Annotated in this window: 13 protein-coding genes and 1 pseudogene; 8 read left to right on the top strand and 6 right to left on the bottom strand. The window is 72.5% G+C overall.

Features of this window, described 5'->3' with window-relative positions; all coding sequences use genetic code 11:
• Together ACWD3D_RS20205 and trhA are read right to left on the bottom strand one after the other, a co-directional pair.
• Positions 1–61, bottom strand: a pseudogene (locus tag ACWD3D_RS20205) (non-canonical purine NTP pyrophosphatase); the annotation flags it as partial.
• A gap of 23 nt (positions 62–84) precedes the next feature.
• A complete protein-coding gene (trhA, locus tag ACWD3D_RS20200) occupies positions 85–771 on the bottom strand; it encodes a PAQR family membrane homeostasis protein TrhA (protein ID WP_451462211.1) in 687 nt (228 codons plus the stop codon).
• A gap of 284 nt (positions 772–1055) precedes the next feature.
• On the opposite strand from trhA, the gene ACWD3D_RS20195 reads away from it, so the two are divergent.
• From ACWD3D_RS20195 to ACWD3D_RS20185, 3 genes are all read left to right on the top strand, one after another.
• The gene (locus ACWD3D_RS20195) at positions 1056–2882 is read left to right on the top strand and encodes a phosphoenolpyruvate carboxykinase (GTP) (protein ID WP_451462210.1); all 1827 of its coding nucleotides are present in this window, start codon (positions 1056–1058) and stop codon (positions 2880–2882) included.
• Positions 2883–3092: 210 nt separating this feature from the next.
• Positions 3093–4841, top strand: a complete 1749-nt coding sequence (locus ACWD3D_RS20190; RefSeq protein WP_451462209.1) for an Ig-like domain repeat protein — start codon at positions 3093–3095, stop codon at positions 4839–4841.
• Between the two features lie 148 nt (positions 4842–4989).
• Positions 4990–5379, top strand: a complete 390-nt coding sequence (locus ACWD3D_RS20185; protein WP_451462208.1) for an SCO4983 family protein — start codon at positions 4990–4992, stop codon at positions 5377–5379.
• Positions 5380–5446: 67 nt separating this feature from the next.
• Here the strand turns inward: ACWD3D_RS20185 and ACWD3D_RS20180 are convergent, their stop codons facing one another.
• Entirely contained in the window at positions 5447–6658 is a 1212-nt protein-coding gene (locus ACWD3D_RS20180) for a pyridoxal phosphate-dependent aminotransferase (RefSeq protein ID WP_451462207.1), read from the bottom strand.
• A gap of 366 nt (positions 6659–7024) precedes the next feature.
• Between ACWD3D_RS20180 and ACWD3D_RS20175 the strand changes: the two genes are divergently transcribed.
• Positions 7025–7351: a hypothetical protein gene (locus ACWD3D_RS20175; RefSeq protein WP_451462206.1), complete on the top strand. Its 327-nt coding sequence runs from the start codon at positions 7025–7027 to the stop codon at positions 7349–7351.
• A gap of 57 nt (positions 7352–7408) precedes the next feature.
• Here the strand turns inward: ACWD3D_RS20175 and ACWD3D_RS20170 are convergent, their stop codons facing one another.
• Complete coding sequence (locus ACWD3D_RS20170; RefSeq protein WP_451462205.1) at positions 7409–9412, bottom strand: phosphatase PAP2 family protein; 2004 nt, start codon at positions 9410–9412, stop codon at positions 7409–7411.
• 425 nt (positions 9413–9837) lie between these two features.
• Here ACWD3D_RS20170 and ACWD3D_RS20165 point away from each other — a divergent pair, with 425 nt between their 5' ends.
• Positions 9838–10791 carry a S1 family peptidase gene (locus ACWD3D_RS20165; protein WP_451462204.1) on the top strand — a complete coding sequence of 318 codons (954 nt, stop codon included), beginning with the start codon at positions 9838–9840 and terminating at the stop codon, positions 10789–10791.
• A 102-nt stretch (positions 10792–10893) separates the two neighbouring features.
• On the opposite strand, the gene ACWD3D_RS20160 is transcribed toward ACWD3D_RS20165, so the two are convergent.
• Both ACWD3D_RS20160 and ACWD3D_RS20155 read right to left on the bottom strand, forming a co-directional pair.
• Positions 10894–12510: an N-acyl-D-amino-acid deacylase family protein gene (locus ACWD3D_RS20160; RefSeq protein ID WP_451462203.1), complete on the bottom strand. Its 1617-nt coding sequence runs from the start codon at positions 12508–12510 to the stop codon at positions 10894–10896.
• Between the two features lie 58 nt (positions 12511–12568).
• A complete protein-coding gene (locus ACWD3D_RS20155; protein ID WP_451462202.1) occupies positions 12569–13930 on the bottom strand; it encodes an alanine racemase in 1362 nt (453 codons plus the stop codon).
• A gap of 154 nt (positions 13931–14084) precedes the next feature.
• Here ACWD3D_RS20155 and ACWD3D_RS20150 point away from each other — a divergent pair, with 154 nt between their 5' ends.
• From ACWD3D_RS20150 to ACWD3D_RS20140, 3 genes are all read left to right on the top strand, one after another.
• Positions 14085–15215: a sugar kinase gene (locus ACWD3D_RS20150; protein ID WP_451462201.1), complete on the top strand. Its 1131-nt coding sequence runs from the start codon at positions 14085–14087 to the stop codon at positions 15213–15215.
• Positions 15212–15967: an IclR family transcriptional regulator gene (locus tag ACWD3D_RS20145; RefSeq protein ID WP_451462200.1), complete on the top strand. Its 756-nt coding sequence runs from the start codon at positions 15212–15214 to the stop codon at positions 15965–15967. The genes ACWD3D_RS20150 and ACWD3D_RS20145 overlap by 4 nt, the downstream gene beginning before the upstream one ends.
• A 67-nt stretch (positions 15968–16034) precedes the next feature.
• A complete protein-coding gene (locus tag ACWD3D_RS20140) occupies positions 16035–16445 on the top strand; it encodes a RidA family protein (protein ID WP_386887679.1) in 411 nt (136 codons plus the stop codon).
• Positions 16446–16619 lie beyond the last annotated feature (174 nt).

Here is a 16619-nt window from a genome sequence, read left to right as displayed (position 1 = left end):
CGTCGACGCAGAGGCCGGAGTCGTCGGCGATGGCGGGGTGGCCGGTGGCCTGCGCGAGGGCCGGGCTGAGGGCCGCCGGGCCGGTCAGACGTGCTGGTAGGCGACGAGCGAGATGGCCACGTAGTGCGCGGCGAACGCGGCGAGGGTCAGCGAGTGGAAGACCTCGTGGAAGCCGAAGAAGCGCGGCGAGGGGTTGGGGCGCTTGAGGCCGTAGATCACGCCGCCCGCGCTGTAGAGCAGTCCGCCGACGACGACCAGGACCAGTACGGCGACGCCGCCCGCCCGCATGAAGTCCGGCAGGAAGAAGACCGCCGCCCAGCCCATCGCGATGTAGCAGGGCGTGTACAGCCAGCGCGGGGCGCCGACCCAGAACACCCGGAACGCGATCCCCGCCAGCGCCGCCGCCCACACCGCCCACAGCAGGGGCCGCCCGGTGGAATCCGGCAGCAGGAGCAGGGTGAGCGGTGTGTACGTGCCCGCGATGATCAGGAAGATGTTCGCGTGGTCCAGCCGCCGGAGCACCGCCTCGCCGCGCGGGCCCCAGGTGCCGCGGTGGTAGACCGCGCTCACGCCGAAGAGCAGGCAGGCGCTGAGGATGTACACCGCGCAGGCGACCCGCCCCTTGGTGCTGTCCGTGAGCGTGATGAGTGCCAGTCCGGCGACCACCACCGCGGGGAACATGCCGGCGTGCAGCCAGCCGCGCATCCGTGGCTTGAGCGGCTCGGCGTCCAGGACGGCGGTTTCGGGTGCGGACGCACCGGCAGCAGTCATGTCCGCATGCTACCTACGCCTCCGTAAGTACCGCCTACGAGTGTCGAGGCTCACCCTCCGGGCGCCCACGGCCACGCCGCGAGGCCCTTTCCGGGGGCGTCCATGCTCACGCTCCGAGTGGCCATGCTCACATGTGAGGCCCTCTGGACAGATGGGCGGTAGCGTCGGATGATCAAATGAGTGCGGTCGGCACCGGATGAGCGCCAGGGATGACGCAGTCGAAGCGTCCGGGTCGAAGCCCCCACGGGGCATCAACGGCAATCCACCCTCGACAAGGAGCGATCGTGGCGCGCGACAACGCGGCTCCCTCCCCTCTTCCCACCCGGCACCAGGAGCTCGTCTCCTGGGTCGACGAGATCGCGGCCCTCACCCAGCCGGACCGTGTGGTCTGGTGCGACGGCTCAGAAGCCGAGTACGAGCGCCTGTGCGAGGAGCTCGTCGCCAAGGGCACCTTCACCAGGCTGGACGCGACGCTGCGCCCGAACTCCTACTACGCCGCTTCCGACCCGAGCGACGTCGCCCGCGTCGAGGACCGCACCTTCATCTGCTCCGCGAAGGAGTCGGACGCGGGCCCGACCAACCACTGGAAGGACCCCGCCGAGATGCGGGAGATCTTCTCCGGCGAACAGGGCGTCTTCCGGGGATCGATGCGCGGCCGGACCCTCTACGTCGTGCCCTTCTGCATGGGCCCGGTCGGCTCCCCGCTCTCCGCGATCGGCGTGGAGCTCACCGACTCCGCGTACGTCGCCGTCTCCATGCGCACCATGACGCGGATGGGGCAGGAGGTCCTCGACGAACTCGGCACCGACGGCTTCTTCGTCAAGGCGGTCCACACCCTCGGCGCCCCGCTCGCGGAGGGGGAGCGGGACGTACCGTGGCCGTGCAACACCACCAAGTACATCTCGCACTTCCCCGAGGACCGCGAGATCTGGTCGTACGGCTCCGGCTACGGCGGCAACGCCCTGCTGGGCAAGAAGTGTTACGCGCTGCGCATCGCCTCCGTCATGGCGCGCGACGAGGGCTGGCTCGCCGAGCACATGCTGATCCTCAAACTCACGCCGCCGCGTGGCGAGTCGAAGTATGTCGCCGCCGCGTTCCCGAGCGCCTGCGGCAAGACCAACCTCGCGATGCTGGAGCCCACCATCTCCGGCTGGAGCGTCGAGACGATCGGCGACGACATCGCCTGGATGCGCTTCGGCGAGGACGGCCGGCTCTACGCGATCAACCCCGAGGCCGGGTTCTTCGGCGTCGCGCCCGGTACCGGCGAGCACACCAACGCCAACGCCATGAAGACGATGTGGGGCAACTCCGTCTTCACCAACGTCGCGCTCACCGACGACGGCGACGTCTGGTGGGAGGGCATGACCGAGGAGCCGCCCGCGCACCTCACCGACTGGAAGGGCAACGACTGGACGCCCGCGTCCGGCGTCCCCGCCGCCCACCCCAACGCCCGCTTCACCGTGCCGGCCGGCCAGTGCCCGATCATCGCCCCGGAGTGGGAGGACCCGAAGGGTGTGCCGATCTCGGCCATCCTCTTCGGAGGCCGTCGCGCCACCGCCGTACCGCTGGTCACCGAGTCCTTCACCTGGCAGCACGGCGTCTTCCTCGGCGCCAACGTCGCCTCCGAGAAGACCGCCGCCGCCGAGGGCAAGGTCGGCGAGCTGCGCCGCGACCCGTTCGCCATGCTGCCGTTCTGCGGTTACAACATGGGCGACTACATGAACCACTGGATCAAGGTGGGCGCGGACAAGCCCGACCAGTCGAAGCTGCCCAAGATCTACTACGTGAACTGGTTCCGCAAGGACGACGCGGGCCGGTTCGTCTGGCCCGGGTTCGGCGAGAACAGCCGGGTGCTCAAGTGGATCGTGGAACGACTGGAGGGCACGGCGGAGGGCGTCGAGTCGCCGATCGGCATCCTTCCGGCCAAGGGCTCGCTCGACACCGACGGACTCGGGCTCTCCGAAGCCGAGTTGGACTTCCTGCTCACCGTCGACAAGGAGGTCTGGCGCGAGGAGGCGGCGCTGGTCCCCGAGCACCTCAACACCTTCGGCGACCACACGCCGAAGGAACTGTGGGACGAGTACCGGGCGTTGGTGCAGCGCCTGGGATGACCCACGGTGAGACTCCCGCAGTGAAGGCGTGAACGGCCCCTGGAACCATCACGGTTCCGGGGGCCGCGTCGTTCGGGACGTGTCGTCCGAGTGCGTGACACGCCGGTTTTCAGTAATCCCTTGCGTGCGAGGCGTTCACGGTAGTTACCTGTTTCCCGCGCGCTTCCGGGAGTCGCCCGGAGGCGTCAACACGTCTGTGGGGGATGTACGTTGAGGAACTCGAAGCTACGCTCGCGGGCCGCCGCCGCGGTCGCCGCACTCTCGTTGGGAGCCGTCGCGCTGACCGCGCTGGGCGTGCCCGCCGCGCAGGCCGCCGGTACCGGGACGGCCGGGGAGCAGGTCGTCAAACTGCCGATCAGCTCCTTCGGTTCGCTGGTCGTCGACTCGGTCCACCAGCGCGTCTACGTCACCGACGACCGCCGGACCAGCGGTACGGGTTCGGTCCAGGTCTACGACTTCGACGGCGACAAGGTCACCACCCTGACGACGGACGACGTGCCGTCCACCATGGCCCTCAGCTCGGACGGCTCCACGCTGGAGGTCAGCCAGACGTCGGGCGTGATCTCGTTCGACACCACCACCTACGCCCGCACCGGCCGGGTGTACGGAACGTACGACGTGTACTGCCCCCGGGACACCGGCTACGCGGGCGGCCGGTTCTGGTACACCGGGACCAACAGCGACAGCGACTGCGACAACCGGACCTACACCGTGTACGGGGCGGGCGACGGTACGCACGTCTCGACGGGCTGGAACGACACCGGCCGGCTGCGGCTCTTCAGCACCCCGCAGATCCCGGACCGGCTGGTCATGGCCCAGCCCCGGGGAACCGCCGTGACCGACCCGCACCTCGCCGTCTTCGACGCGAGCGGGACCAGCCTGGTCCGCACCGCCGAGCGCCGGTTCGCCGACGGCGCCGGACAGGGGGGCCTGGACATGCGGGACGTGGCCCAGTCCCCGGACGGTGAGCGGATCGCCGTCGCCGACGCCCGTACCGGCACCCGGCTGCTGAACGCGGACGACCTCTCGGACGCTTCCGCGGCCTACCAGCCGCTCCCCGAAGGGGCCGTGGCCAGCGCGGTCGCCTTCAGCGGCGACGGTAAGTACATCGCCCGCGGCGCCGCCGCCACCGGCTCCACCGCCGACCTGCTGATCCAGGCCGCCGACCCGACGGACGCCACGCCCCCGCTGGAGTTCGCCTTCGAGGGCGCACTCGACGGGAACAAGGTCCAGCCGCGCGGACTCGCCTGGTCCGAGGACGGCTCCCGCCTCTTCGCCGTCACCAACGGCGGCAGCGGGTACGAGTACTGGCTGCACGTCATCCGGCCGCCCGCCGCCCAGTACGACACCCGCTTCACCGGTGCGCTCGCCACGAACGTCTCGCAGCCCGTGGTCGGCGAGCCCCTCGGCATCCGGGGCCGACTGGAGATCGACGGGCCCGCACCCGCGCAGCCGGTCAAGGTGACGGCCGTACGCCACGATGCCAACGGTGACCGTACGCTCGCCGCCGCCGAGGTCGACGCCGACGGGACGTTCACCGTGCTGGACGTGCCGTCGGTGGTCGGCCCGGCCACGTACACGGTCTCGTTCACCGGTGACCTGACCCACCGCCCGACCGAGGACGTCTCCCTGGAGACCGTGGTGGCGAAGGCGCCGACCGCGATCGCGCTGACCGCCCCGGCCGAGGGCACCAAGGGGGTGGGGCTGCGGATCACCGGCACCCTCACCGGGCAGGGCCGCGCGCTGCCCGCCGGGATCACGCTCTCGGTGGTGCGGACCGACAAGAAGGGCAGCTACGCGCTGACGTCGGCCGCCGTCGCGGCGGACGGCTCCTTCATCGTCGACGACATCCCCGGCGCCAACGGCGAGGTGGTGTACGAGATCGGCTACGCGGGCGACGACCTGCATCTCGCGAGCGGTGCCACGGCGACCGTCCGGGTCCGCAAGCCGGCGGCCTGATCCGGACGGCGGCCCGCACCGGGTCGCCGGAGGGCGGGGGGACGCGAGCGGCGCACGCGTCCCCCCGCCCTCATGCTTGGCGGATCGGGCACAACTTTAGACTGATTCCAAGATAGGATGGCTATCCAGCAGAACCTGGAGGCCACCCATGTACGAGCCGATCCGTACCCCCTCGGTCCACACGCCGGCCGACACCGCCGGATTCCCGCACCGCAGCCGCGAGGAGGAGCTGGACATCCAGCTCGCCGGTCACCTCGCCGCACTGCTCTCCGTCACCGACGAACTGGGCCTCGACGCCGCCGGGGACCGTATCGCCGAGCAGGTGTCCCGGCTGCGCGGCGCACCCCCGGCCCGGCACGCCGGGCTGATCGACGCCTCGCCCGCCGTCCTGCACCGTCGCGCCCACGCCCTCGCGGGGCGGGCACTCGTGGTGGCGGCGTCGCGCGCCGACACCGCCGCGGCGATCCTCGCGGCGGAACGCATGGACGCGCACGCCGAGGCCCTGTCGGCGGTGGCCCGCCTGGTCCCGACCGTCTGAGACGGCTGCCCGGGCCGACCGGCCCGATCGCCCTGCCCGCGGGCCCACGCTCACGGTGGGGAGGCGCTCAGGGCTGGCTGTAGCCGTCCAGGAAGTGCGCGATCCGCGTCACCGCGTCCCTGAGGTCCTCCGCCGAGGGCAGCGTGACCACCCGGAAATGGTCGGGTTCCGGCCAGTTGAACCCGGTGCCGTGCACCACCATGATCTTCTCGGCCCGCAGCAGGTCGAGCACCATCTGCCGGTCGTCCTTGATTTTGTAGACCTTCGGATCGAGCCGGGGGAAGAGGTACAGGGCGCCCTTCGGCTTCACGCAGGTCACCCCGGGGATCTGCGTCAGCAGGTCGTACGCCACGTCCCGCTGCTCCAGAATCCGGCCACCCGGCAGCACCAGATCGTCGATCGACTGCCGGCCGCCGAGCGCCGTGGCCACCGCGTGCTGGGCCGGCATGTTGGCGCAGAGCCGCATGTTGGCGAGGATGGTCAGCCCCTCGATGTACGAGGAGGCGTGCTCCTTCGGCCCGCACACCGCCAGCCACCCGGAGCGGTAACCGGCCACCCGGTAGTTCTTGGACAGGCCGTTGAAGGTGAGGACCAGCAGGTCCGGGGCGATCGCCGCGGTCGGGGTGTGGGTGGCGCCGTCGTAGAGGATGCGGTCGTAGATCTCGTCGGAGCAGACGACCAGGCCGTGGCGGCGGGCGATCTCCGTCAGGCCGCGCAGCATCTCGTCGTCGTAGACGGCGCCGGTCGGATTGTTCGGGTTGATGATCACGATGGCCTTGGTGCGGTCCGTGATCTTCCGCTCGATGTCGGCGAGGTCCGGCATCCAGTCGGCCTGCTCGTCGCAGCGGTAGTGCACCGCCGTACCGCCCGCCAGCGAGACCGAGGCGGTCCAGAGCGGGTAGTCGGGCGCCGGTACGAGGACCTCGTCGCCGTCGTCCAGCAGCGCCTGCATCGACATCTGGATCAGCTCGGAGACGCCGTTGCCGAGGTAGATGTCCTCGACGTCCAGCGGGATGCCCTTGGTCTGGTAGTGCTGCATCACAGCCCGGCGCGCGGACAACAGGCCCTTCGCGTCGCCGTATCCGTGCGCCCCCGCGACGTTGCGCAGGATGTCTTCGAGGATCTCGGGCGGGCACTCGAAACCGAACGCCGCCGGGTTGCCCGTGTTCAGCTTGAGGATGCGCTGACCGGCCGCTTCCAGCCGCATCGCCTCCTCCAGCACGGGGCCCCTGATCTCGTAGCAGACGTTGGCGAGCTTCGTGGACTGGATGACCTGCATGTCAGCGAGCTTACGGCGGTGTTTCGCGGGGTGCTCGGGGCTCACGGCCCGGCGGTGCCCCGGGGGACGCGCCGGCCGGTCGCCGAGGCTTCCATCGCCATGCGGCCGGGCGGGTGAGCCGTGGGAACGTCCGGTCGTGCCGGTGGTGCGGCTTGGAATGCGGGTGCGCGCCGCGAACCCGGGTGAGATGCGCCACCCGGGTCACCCGTTCGTACGCGCGCGTGACCGGCGGGCCTGAATGCGCACGTGTGTACGGAAGCCCGGTCGGTCCGTACGGAGGTCCGGTCGTCGCCCGGCCGGAGCGTGCCGCCTCAGATGTTGCTCAACCCGCGCACCGGGGACGCGCCGCCCGGGAAGAGTGCAGGCATGGGCCTCCTCACGAAGAACCACCTCGCCGTACTCGTCCTGCACGACGCCGACGGGATTCTCGCCGAGCTGCGCGAGGAACTGGCAGCGGCGCCGGACTCCGACCGGCCCGGCCTGGAGCGTGCGCTCGCCCTCGTCGGGCGGTACACCGACCGCCCCGAGGAGGAGCTGCGCGTCCGTTGGGTGCGGGACCGGCTCACGGCGGCCGGCTACGCGGGACCCGCCGACTCCACCGAAGCGGTCAGGGCGCTGCGCCGCGCCGAGCCCGGCCTCTCCCTGCTCCAGGCCGTGACCTACGCGAGGGAAGCGGCGGCGGCCGGGAGCTGAACCGGGCGCCGCCGCTTCCTGGTCGTGTCGGCCGGGTGCCAGCGGCGCGTCAGGCGTTCAGCGGCGCGTCAGGCGTACCGACAGGCCGGTGCGGGTGTGCACGGGCTCGGCGCGGTAGCGGTCCCCCTCCACGGTGAGGGTGCGGAACTGGCCCTGGAGCGCGCGGGCCCCGATCACCGGGACCGTGGCGGTACGTCCGAAGCCTTCCGCGAGTCGCAGCCGGAGCTCGCTCCGGTCGCCCAGCACCACGCGGCCGTCCGCCTCCAGCACGTCGCCCCCGCCGGGACGGACCGTCACGTCCAGCACGGTGCCGGACGCCTGGGCGTAGCCGCCCCGGACGCGGACCCCGCCGCGCGCCGGGTCCAGTCGCAGGGAGCCGGCGGTCAGGGTCACGTCGCCCCGGCCGAGGGCTCCGGCGGACGCGGCGACCAGCACGCCGCCGGCCACGTTCGTGGTGCCGGTGTAGGTGTTCGCGCCGGTCAGGACCAGGGTGCCGGTGCCCCGCTTGGTGAGGCCGCCGCGTCCGCCGATGTCGTTGCGCCAGGTGTCCAGGGCGCCGAAGCCGCCGTCCCGGGCGTCCGGGCCGACGGTCACGTCGTGGTCGAATGCGCCGTACCCGTCGGCGGCCGTGAAGAGGTCCAGCCTGCCCCACGGCTCGGAGCCGTACCGGTCGTCGCCGTCCAGCAGCACGTAACCGGCGGGCAGCGCGGTGGTACGCAGCACCTCGCGACGCTGCTCCGCGTCGAGGTAGGGGAACCGCGTCTCCAGCAATACCTCCGCACCCTCGGGGACCTCGAAACCGGTGTCCCGGCCACCGTGGCTCTCGCGCCGCAGTACGTAGGTGAGGCGGGGGGCGACGCGGGTGGCGTTGGCCGCACGGTCGGCGTACGGGTCGGCGGGGGAGCCGGCCACCGGAGTGTGGGCGTACGCGTTCAGGTCGGCCGAGCCGGTCGCGGTGCGGAAGTACGCGGCGGCCTGGGCACGGGCGGTCGCCTTCAGCTCCGCGTTCACAGGGTCCGCGAGGGTGGCGGCGGCCAGCGCGGTGGCCAGGATCCTGCCGCCGATCACGTCGAGCGGGGAGTGCATGCCCGCCACGATCCGGGTGTGGCTGAGGTCCGAGGCGCGGGCGACCAGCTCCTGGAAGCGCTCCGGGACGGCGTACGCCAGCGCGAGTGCCGCCAGGTAGAAGGCGTTGGTGTGGCCGCTCGCGAAGCCGGCGTCGTCCACCGGGGACAGGCCGCGCTGACGGAACAGCAGCGGGGTGACGGAGACCTCGCTGCGGTAGACCGGGTAGCCGAGGGCGTCGACCGTGCCGGTGTCGACGACCTCGCTCTCCTCGGTCATCCGCCACGGACGCGGGTACTGGTAGGCGTACTTGCCCGGGTTCCCGGAGGCGTAGGGGCCGCGCACGGTGTTGACGAGGGTGACCACCGCTCCCAGCGCCGAGTCGGTGGCGCCCGCGCCGATCGCCGAACCGGCGGGGGCGCCGGCGGGCAGGGTGTCGCTGATCGCGGTGGGCGGGGTGGTGACGGGGGCGGTGGCGACCGACGTGACGGCCTTCGATCCGGCCAGGTAGGGGGCGGCGAGCGGGCCGAGGCCGGCGATGACCGCGTAACTCTGGTGCTGGCGGTCGTACACGAAGGCGTCGCGCTCCTGGGCGGCCGTCCGGTGCCGGGTGACGGTGGCGCAGTAGCGCATGTTGGCGCGCAGGATGTCGGGGCGGACGGCAGAGCCGTTGTTCCAGGTGGTGCCGGTCCGCCAGATCCGGTTCATGCCGGCCAGCACCCGGACACCGGCGTTGGCCGCCGGGTCGAGGCTGTCCATGGTGTTGGTGCGGTAGCTGTCGATGAAGGCGAGCCCCGACACGGCGGCCTTGGCGGGCTTGGCGGCCGTCGTGGCGGTGGCCGCGGCCGAGGCGGTCTGGGGGCCGAGCAGCCAACCGAGCGCCGTCGGCGCGGCGAGCAGCGCCGCCGAAGCCCCCGCCGAGCCGCGGAGGAAGCCCCGGCGGCCGACGGAGTCACGGCGCTGGGCAGGGGTGGGTGCGGTGTTCCGGTTCGTCACGGTCGTCTCTCTGCGCGCGTCGTCCTGGACCTGGCCGGACAGCCCGGGGCCGGAGATGCCGCCCGCCGGGGCAGGGCCTGTCGGAGGCGGTGTCCGGAGGGACGATCGTCCGGCAGCCGGTCGACCGGCGGTGGAACGCGTCATGGGCGCCGGGTGAACGGATGCCGTGCGAAGGCGGTGGAACCTGTGCGTCTCCCCGCGCCGGGGCCGCCTCGACCGGGTCGCCTTCCCTCGTGCCGAGCCGCGCCGATCGGGTCGTCTTCCGCCGCGCCGGGCCCGCCGTCAGCGGCTTGATTTCGCCCCTTGTGGGGGGAGGGCCGGTACGTGAACATGCTCATGCCAAGACCGGAAGATCTCCGGTCACGCGTGTGCGGGCCCGCCGACCCCGGCGTGTCCGCGCACCAGGTCAACGGAGGGGACCCCCCATGAAAAAGCCTCTCGTCGCCGCGCTCCTGAGCGCCCTGCTTCTCGCCGCCGGCGCGGTGCCCGCGGTCGCAGCCACCGACTCCGGGGCGGGCGCCTCCCCGGCGTCCGCGTCGGTCGGCAAGTCGGCCCCGGGCATCGCCACCTCCGCGGCCCCGGGCATCGCCACCTCCGCGGCCCCGGGCATCGCCGCCTCCGCGGCCCCGGGCGTCGCCGCCGTGCAGGCGGTCGGATTCGCCGGCACCGTGGCGCTGAGCAACTGTTCCGGCTCCGTCGTCCGTACCCCCACCGCCCTGTCCACCGATCCCGCGCTGGTCCTCTCCAACGGGCACTGCCTGGAGACGGGCTTCCCGGCCGCCGGGCAGGTCATCGTGAACCGCGCGTCCACCCGCTCCTTCACGCTGCTCAACGCGGCCGGCACCGGAGTCGGCACCCTGCGAGCCAGCAAGATCGCCTACGGCACGATGACCGACACCGACATCTCCCTGTACCAACTCACCCGCACCTACGCCCAGATAGAGAGCAGCTACGGCATCAAGGCGCTGGAGCTCTCCGCCACGCACCCCGTCCAGGGCACCGCGATCACGGTCGCGTCCGGCTACTGGAAGCGGACCTACTCCTGCGCGGTGGACGGTTTCGTCTACCGCCTCAAGGAAGGCGCGTGGACCTGGAAGGACTCGGTCCGCTACACCTCGGCCTGCCAGACCATCGGTGGCACCTCGGGCTCCCCGGTGATCGACAACGCCACCGGCAAGGTGGTCGCGGTCAACAACACCGGCAACGAGGACGGGGAGCAGTGCACGGAGAACAACCCGTGCGAGGTCGACGCCAACGGCACGGTCACCGTGCGCCAGGGCATCAACTACGCCCAGGAGACCTACGGCATCGTGCCCTGCGTCGGACCCGGCAGCGTGATCGACCTCACCCGCACCGGGTGCGCCCTGCCCAAGCCGTGACGCGGTAGCGGTGTTCGGCGGGCCCCGGGCCCCGGACCGGGGCCCGCGCGCGTCGGCTCAGCGTGCGTCGGCTCCGCGTGTGTCGGCTCAGCGCGCGTCGGCTCAGCGCGCGGTCGAGCGGACCGAACGGCCCGCGAGGGCCTGGGTCCTGCGGCCGTCCTCCATGACGAACCGGCCGTCGATCAGCACGTACGGAATGCCCACCGGCAGGGTCCGGGGAGCCTCGAACGTCGAACCCGCCGCCACCGTCGAAGGATCGAAGAGTACGAGGTCGGCGCGGTACCCGGGGCGGACCAGCCCCCGGTCCGTCAGCCGCAGCCGGGCCGCCGGACGGGAGGTCAGATGGGCCACGCACTCCTCCAGCGAGAGGACGCCCAACTCCCGCGCGTACCGGCCGATATAGTGCGGGAAGGTGCCGTAAGCACGCGGGTGCGGCTTGTCGCCGCGCAGGATGCCGTCGCTGCCGCCGGTGTGCACCCGGTGGCGCATGATCCGGCGGACGTTCTCCTCGTGCCCCACGTGCTGGAGGATCGTCGAGCCGAGCCGGTCCTGGTCGAGCAGCCGCCGCGCGGTGGCCCACGGCTCCTCGCCGCGCTCCCGGGCCGACGCGGCGACCGTGCGCCCCACGTACCCGGCGAGCCCGGGGACGGTGACGCCGGAGATCTCGATGGTGTCCCAGTCGATCGGCACCCCGTGGCAGCCGTCCGATCCGGTCACCTCCAGGTCGTGGCGTATCCGCGCGGCGGCGGCCGGGTCCGCGAGCCGCGCCAGGGTCGCCTCCGGGCCGCCCTCGCTCGCCCAACTGGGCAGCATCGCCACCAGCGTGGTGCACCCCGGTGTGTACGGATATGTGTCCAGGGAGATGTCGGCGCCCTCGTCCAGCGCCCGGTCGAGCAGGTCGAGCAGCTCGGGCGCGCGGCCCTCGTTCACCCCGAAGTTCATGGTGGCGTGGGCGAGATGGAGCGCGCACCCCGCCTTGCGGGTGAGCCGCACCATCTCCTCGTACGCCTCCAGCGCACCGGCCCCGTACGAGCGGTGGTGCGGGCAGTAGTAGCCGCCGTGCTCGGCCACCACGCGGCAGAGTTCGGTGAGTTCGGCGTCGTCCGCGTACATCCCGGGGGTGTAGGTCAGGCCGGACGACATGCCGAACGCACCCTCCCGCATTCCCTGGGCGACGAGTTCACGCATCCGGTCCAGCTCGGCACCGGTCGCGGGGCGGTCCTCCCAGCCCACCGCGTACATCCGGACGGTGCCCTGCGGGACCAGATAGGCGGCGTTGACGGCGATGCCCTCACCGCCGAAGTTCCCGTCAAGGCGGTCGAGATACTCGCCGACCGTCCGCCAGTCGAGGTCGAGGTCCTCGCCGTCGCCGTTCCACCCGGCGATGGTCCGGCGCACCTCGGCGAGGGTGCGGTCGTCCACGGGGGCGTACGACAGGCCGTCCTGGCCCAGGACTTCGAGCGTCACGCCCTGGGCGGCCTTGGCGCTGTGGTCGGGGTCGCGGAGCAGCGCGAGGTCGCTGTGGGCGTGCATGTCGATGAACCCGGGGGCCAGCGCCAGACCGTCCGCCTCCAGGGTGCGGCGGGCGGTCGGGCGGGGGCCCGGGGAGCCCTCCGGGTGGATCGCGGAGATCCGCCCGCCGTCCACGGCGACGTCCGCCCGGAAGGACGGACCCCCACTGCCGTCGATGACGCGCGCGTCGCGGATGACGAGGTCCATGGCGACCCTCCCGGGGCTCTGTGGTGCGGTTGCGGTGGTGCGGTGGGTGTGGCGCGGCTCAGAAGTACGTGCGCAGGTAATCCTCGACCGTGCCGTCCTCGCGCACCACGGGGATGAGCTGCCACTTGTCGAAGGAGGTGCACGGGTGCGAGAGCCCCAGGCCTACCCAGTCGCCGACCTCGAGGCCGGTGCCCGGCTCGGTGGCCAGCCAGCCGTGCTGGTCGGAGAGACCGGTGACGGTGATGCCGGTGGCGGGCCGCACCGATCCGTCGCGCGCCGAACGGACCACCTGGGCCTCGGGGAGGTGGAGGTCGTGGGCGGCGTCCCGCTTGCCCGCGTTGACGAACGCCTGGCCGTCGGTGGGGCGCGAGACCACCTGCGTCCACAGCCGGAAGGCGGCCCGCAACTCCCCTTCCTCGGGTACCCGGTTGAAGGGGGTGAGATTGCGGTACTGGCCGTCGTCGTGCGAGACGTACGCCCCCGAGCGCAGCAACGCGCAGACCGGGCGGCTCAGTTCGGGGATGTCGGCGAACACCTCGGCGACCACGTCGAACCAGGCACTGCCGCCCGCGCTCACCAAGACCTCCTCGCCCCCGGTGAGTCCGTCGAACCTGCCCGCCTCGTCGAACTCCACGGCGAGCGCCACGAGTCGGCGCAGCCAGTCGGCGACCCGCTCCGGCGTGGCCTTCGGCACCTCGCCCTCGTAGCCGGCGACCCCGACCAGTCGCAGCGTGGACACGGCGGCGACCGCGTCCGCGACCGCCGCGGCCTCCGCCTCCGTACGCACGCCGGTACGGGCGCCCTCGCCCGCGCCCAGCTCCACCACCACGTCCACCGCGCGTCGGGCGCCCGCCGCGCGCAGCGCCTCGTCCATCAACTCGACCCCGCGTACCGAGTCGACGTACGCGACGAAGGTGAACTCCGGGTCCGCGTCCAGCTCGCCCGCCAGCCAGGTCAGCGCCACCGGGTCCACCACCTCGTTGGCGAGGAAGATCCGCCGGATGCCGTGGTCGCGGTAGACGCGGGCCTGGTGCGGGACGGCGGCGGTGATGCCCCAGGCGCCGTGCCGGAGCTGGCGGGCGAAGAGCTGCGGGGACATCGAGGTCTTGCCGTGCGGCGCGAAGGCCAGGCCGTGCCGCTCGGTGTACGTCTCCAGGAGCGCGAGGTTGTCGGCGAGCGACTCGGCGGAGAGCGTCAGCAGCGGGGTGGTGAACCCGCCGGAGAAGAGAGGCCGGGCCTCGGCGGCGAGAGCACCCACGGTGAGCCCGGCGGCGTCCGGCGGCAGGCCCTTGAAACGGGAGTCGATCCGCTCGTCGGCGAGCGCGGCGGCGTACCTCTCCGCGACCGTCACCGCGTCCTCGGCCGGGCCGGCCGCGGCGGTGCCCGTGGTTCCGTTCCCGGATGTCGCGTCGGCTGCCATGCGAATCCCCTCTCCCGATTCCTCCGAGCGTTGCGTCCTCTGCAACGCTCATTGCGTATGTCGCTCCAGGCTGTCTAACATCCGAGCCGACGCCGGGTCAACGACGAGCCGGCGGAGCAGCAGCCCTGCCGACAGTGACCAGCGAGGAGCCCAGGTGCCCGGAACCGCAGCGGGAACGGGAACGGCCGACCCGGCGGACGCCGGGACCACCGGTGCCGACGCCGCTGCCGTGGACGTCGTCTGCCTCGGCGAGTCGATGGTGACCTTCCTGCCCACCGAGCCCGGCCGCCTCGCCGACGTACCCGCCTTCCTGCGCGGAATCGGCGGCGCCGAGTCCAACGTCGCCTGCGCCCTGGCCGGGGCCGGACACCGCGCGGCCTGGGTCGGCCGGGTCGGTGAGGACGGCTTCGGCGACCACCTGGTCGACACGATCGCCGGCCACGGGGTCGACACCTCCGCCGTCCTGCGCGACCCCGACCGCCCCACCGGCGTCTACTTCCGCACCGCAGCCGACCGCGCCGACGGCGACCACGAGGTCGCCTACTACCGGGCCGGGTCCGCCGCCTCCGCGATGTCGCCGCTGAACGCCCCGTACGACGCGCTCTTCGCCGGGCGCGTCCTCCACCTGTCCGGCATCACCGCCGCGCTCTCCGACGACTGCCTCGCCCTGCTGCGCACCCTCACCGCCCAGCGCCCCGGCCGCCCCCTGGTCTCCTTCGACATCAACCACCGCCCCCGCCTCTGGCGCGGACACCCCGCGGGGCCCGGGGTCCTGCGGGACCTGGCACGCGGCGCCGACGTGGTGTTCGTCGGCGAGGACGAGGCGGCGGAGGCATGGGGCGTGCACGGCCCCGACGCCATCCGCGCCGCCCTGCCGGAGCCCGCCGTCCTCGTGGTCAAGCACGGCGCGGACGGCGCCACGGTCCTCGCCCGCCCCGCGGACACCCCGCCCGGCCCCGGAACGGACGAGATCACAGCCGTCCCGGCCCTCCGCGTGGACGTGGTCGCCGCCGTGGGGGCCGGCGACGCCTTCGCGGCAGGCTTCCTCTCCGCCACCCTGCGCCGACTGCCCGTCCGCGACCGCGTCCGCCACGGCCACCTGATGGCCGCCGCCGTCCTCACCGTCCCCGGCGACCTCGCCCACCCCCCGGCCCGCGCCCACGCCGACCGGCTTGCCGCGCTGGACGACGCGGCCTGGGGGAGACTGCGACTCGGGCCCGGATGGACGGGGCGTACGGCAGCCGGTCAGGAGCCCGGGCACGCCGCGGAAGGAACACTCGGATGAGCCAGACCGTCGACCGCGCGCTCAGCATCCTGCCGCTGCTCGCCGAGGGCCCCGCCGACCTGGGCCGCGTCGCCGACCGCCTCGGCGTCCACAAGTCCACGGCCCTGCGCCTGCTGCGTACCCTGCGCGAACACGGGCTCGTCTACCGCCAGGAGGACCAGCGCTACCGGCTCGGCGCCCGCCTCTTCGCGCTCGCCCAGGAGGCCGTCGAGAACCTCGACGTCCGCGAGATCGCCCACCCGCACCTCGTGGAGCTCAACGAGAGTTGCGGACACACGGTCCACCTCGCCGTGTACGAGGAGGGCGAGGTCCTCTACATCGACAAGGTCGACAGCCGCTACCCGGTCCGCATGTACTCGCGCATCGGCAAGACCGTCGCCATGTCGGTCGCGGCCGTCGCCAAACTGCTCCTCGCCGACCTCCCCGAGCCGGAGCGCCGGGCCGTCGCCGAACGGCTCGACTACCCGGCGTACACGCCCCGTTCGACGCCCAACGCGCCCGCGTTCCTCCGCGAACTCGCCGTCGTGCGCGAACAGGGCTGGGCCACGGACCTCGGCGGCCACGAGGAGTCCATCAACTGCGTCGGCGCCCCCGTCCGGGGAGCCGACGGGCGCGTGGTCGCCGCGATGTCGGTCTCCGCGCCGAACGTCGTGGTCACCGCCGAGGAACTGCTCGCCCTCCTGCCGCTGTTGCGCCGCACCGCGGACGCCATCAGCCGGGAGTACTCGGGCACGGCCGTACCCCCGCCGTAGCGCCGCGGCGCCTTGGCCCCCGGAACACCCCCGCACCGCAGAACACCGCACTGTTTAAGGACACTCCATGACCGAGAAGACCGCCCTCACCCCCAGCACCCACACCACCCCGCCCGCGAAGTTCTCGCACGGGGTGAAGAAGGGGAACATCCTCCAGGTCGCCGGCCAGGTCGGCTTCCTCCCCGCCGTGGAGGGCCAGGCGCCGACCCCGGCCGGCCCCACCCTGCGCGAGCAGACCCTCCAGACCTTCGCCAACGTCAAGGCGATCCTGGAGGAGGGCGGCGCGAGCTGGGACGACGTGATGATGATGCGCGTCTACCTCACCGACGTGGACCACTTCGCGGAGATGAACGAGATCTACAACGCGTACTTCGAGGAGCAGGGCCTCAAGGCCCCCGCCGCCGCGCGCACCACGGTCTACGTCGGCCTGCCCAAGGGCCTCCTCATCGAGATCGACGCGCTCGCCGTACTCGGCTGAGTGGCCGCGTCGCGCCCCCTGAGTCACCGCTCCGCCCCCCACCGCTCTCCCGGAACGCCGAAAAGCGCCACCGGGGGAGTCCACATCTACTTCCTCGGTTCCAGCGAGGGGCTGCTCTTCGACGTACCGGCGGAGCCGTACCCGCAGGCACTCTGGGACCCGCTCCACGAATAT

Source organism: Streptomyces sp. NPDC002690 (genome assembly GCF_053592415.1).
This window is presented reverse-complemented; position numbering and strand designations above follow the sequence as displayed.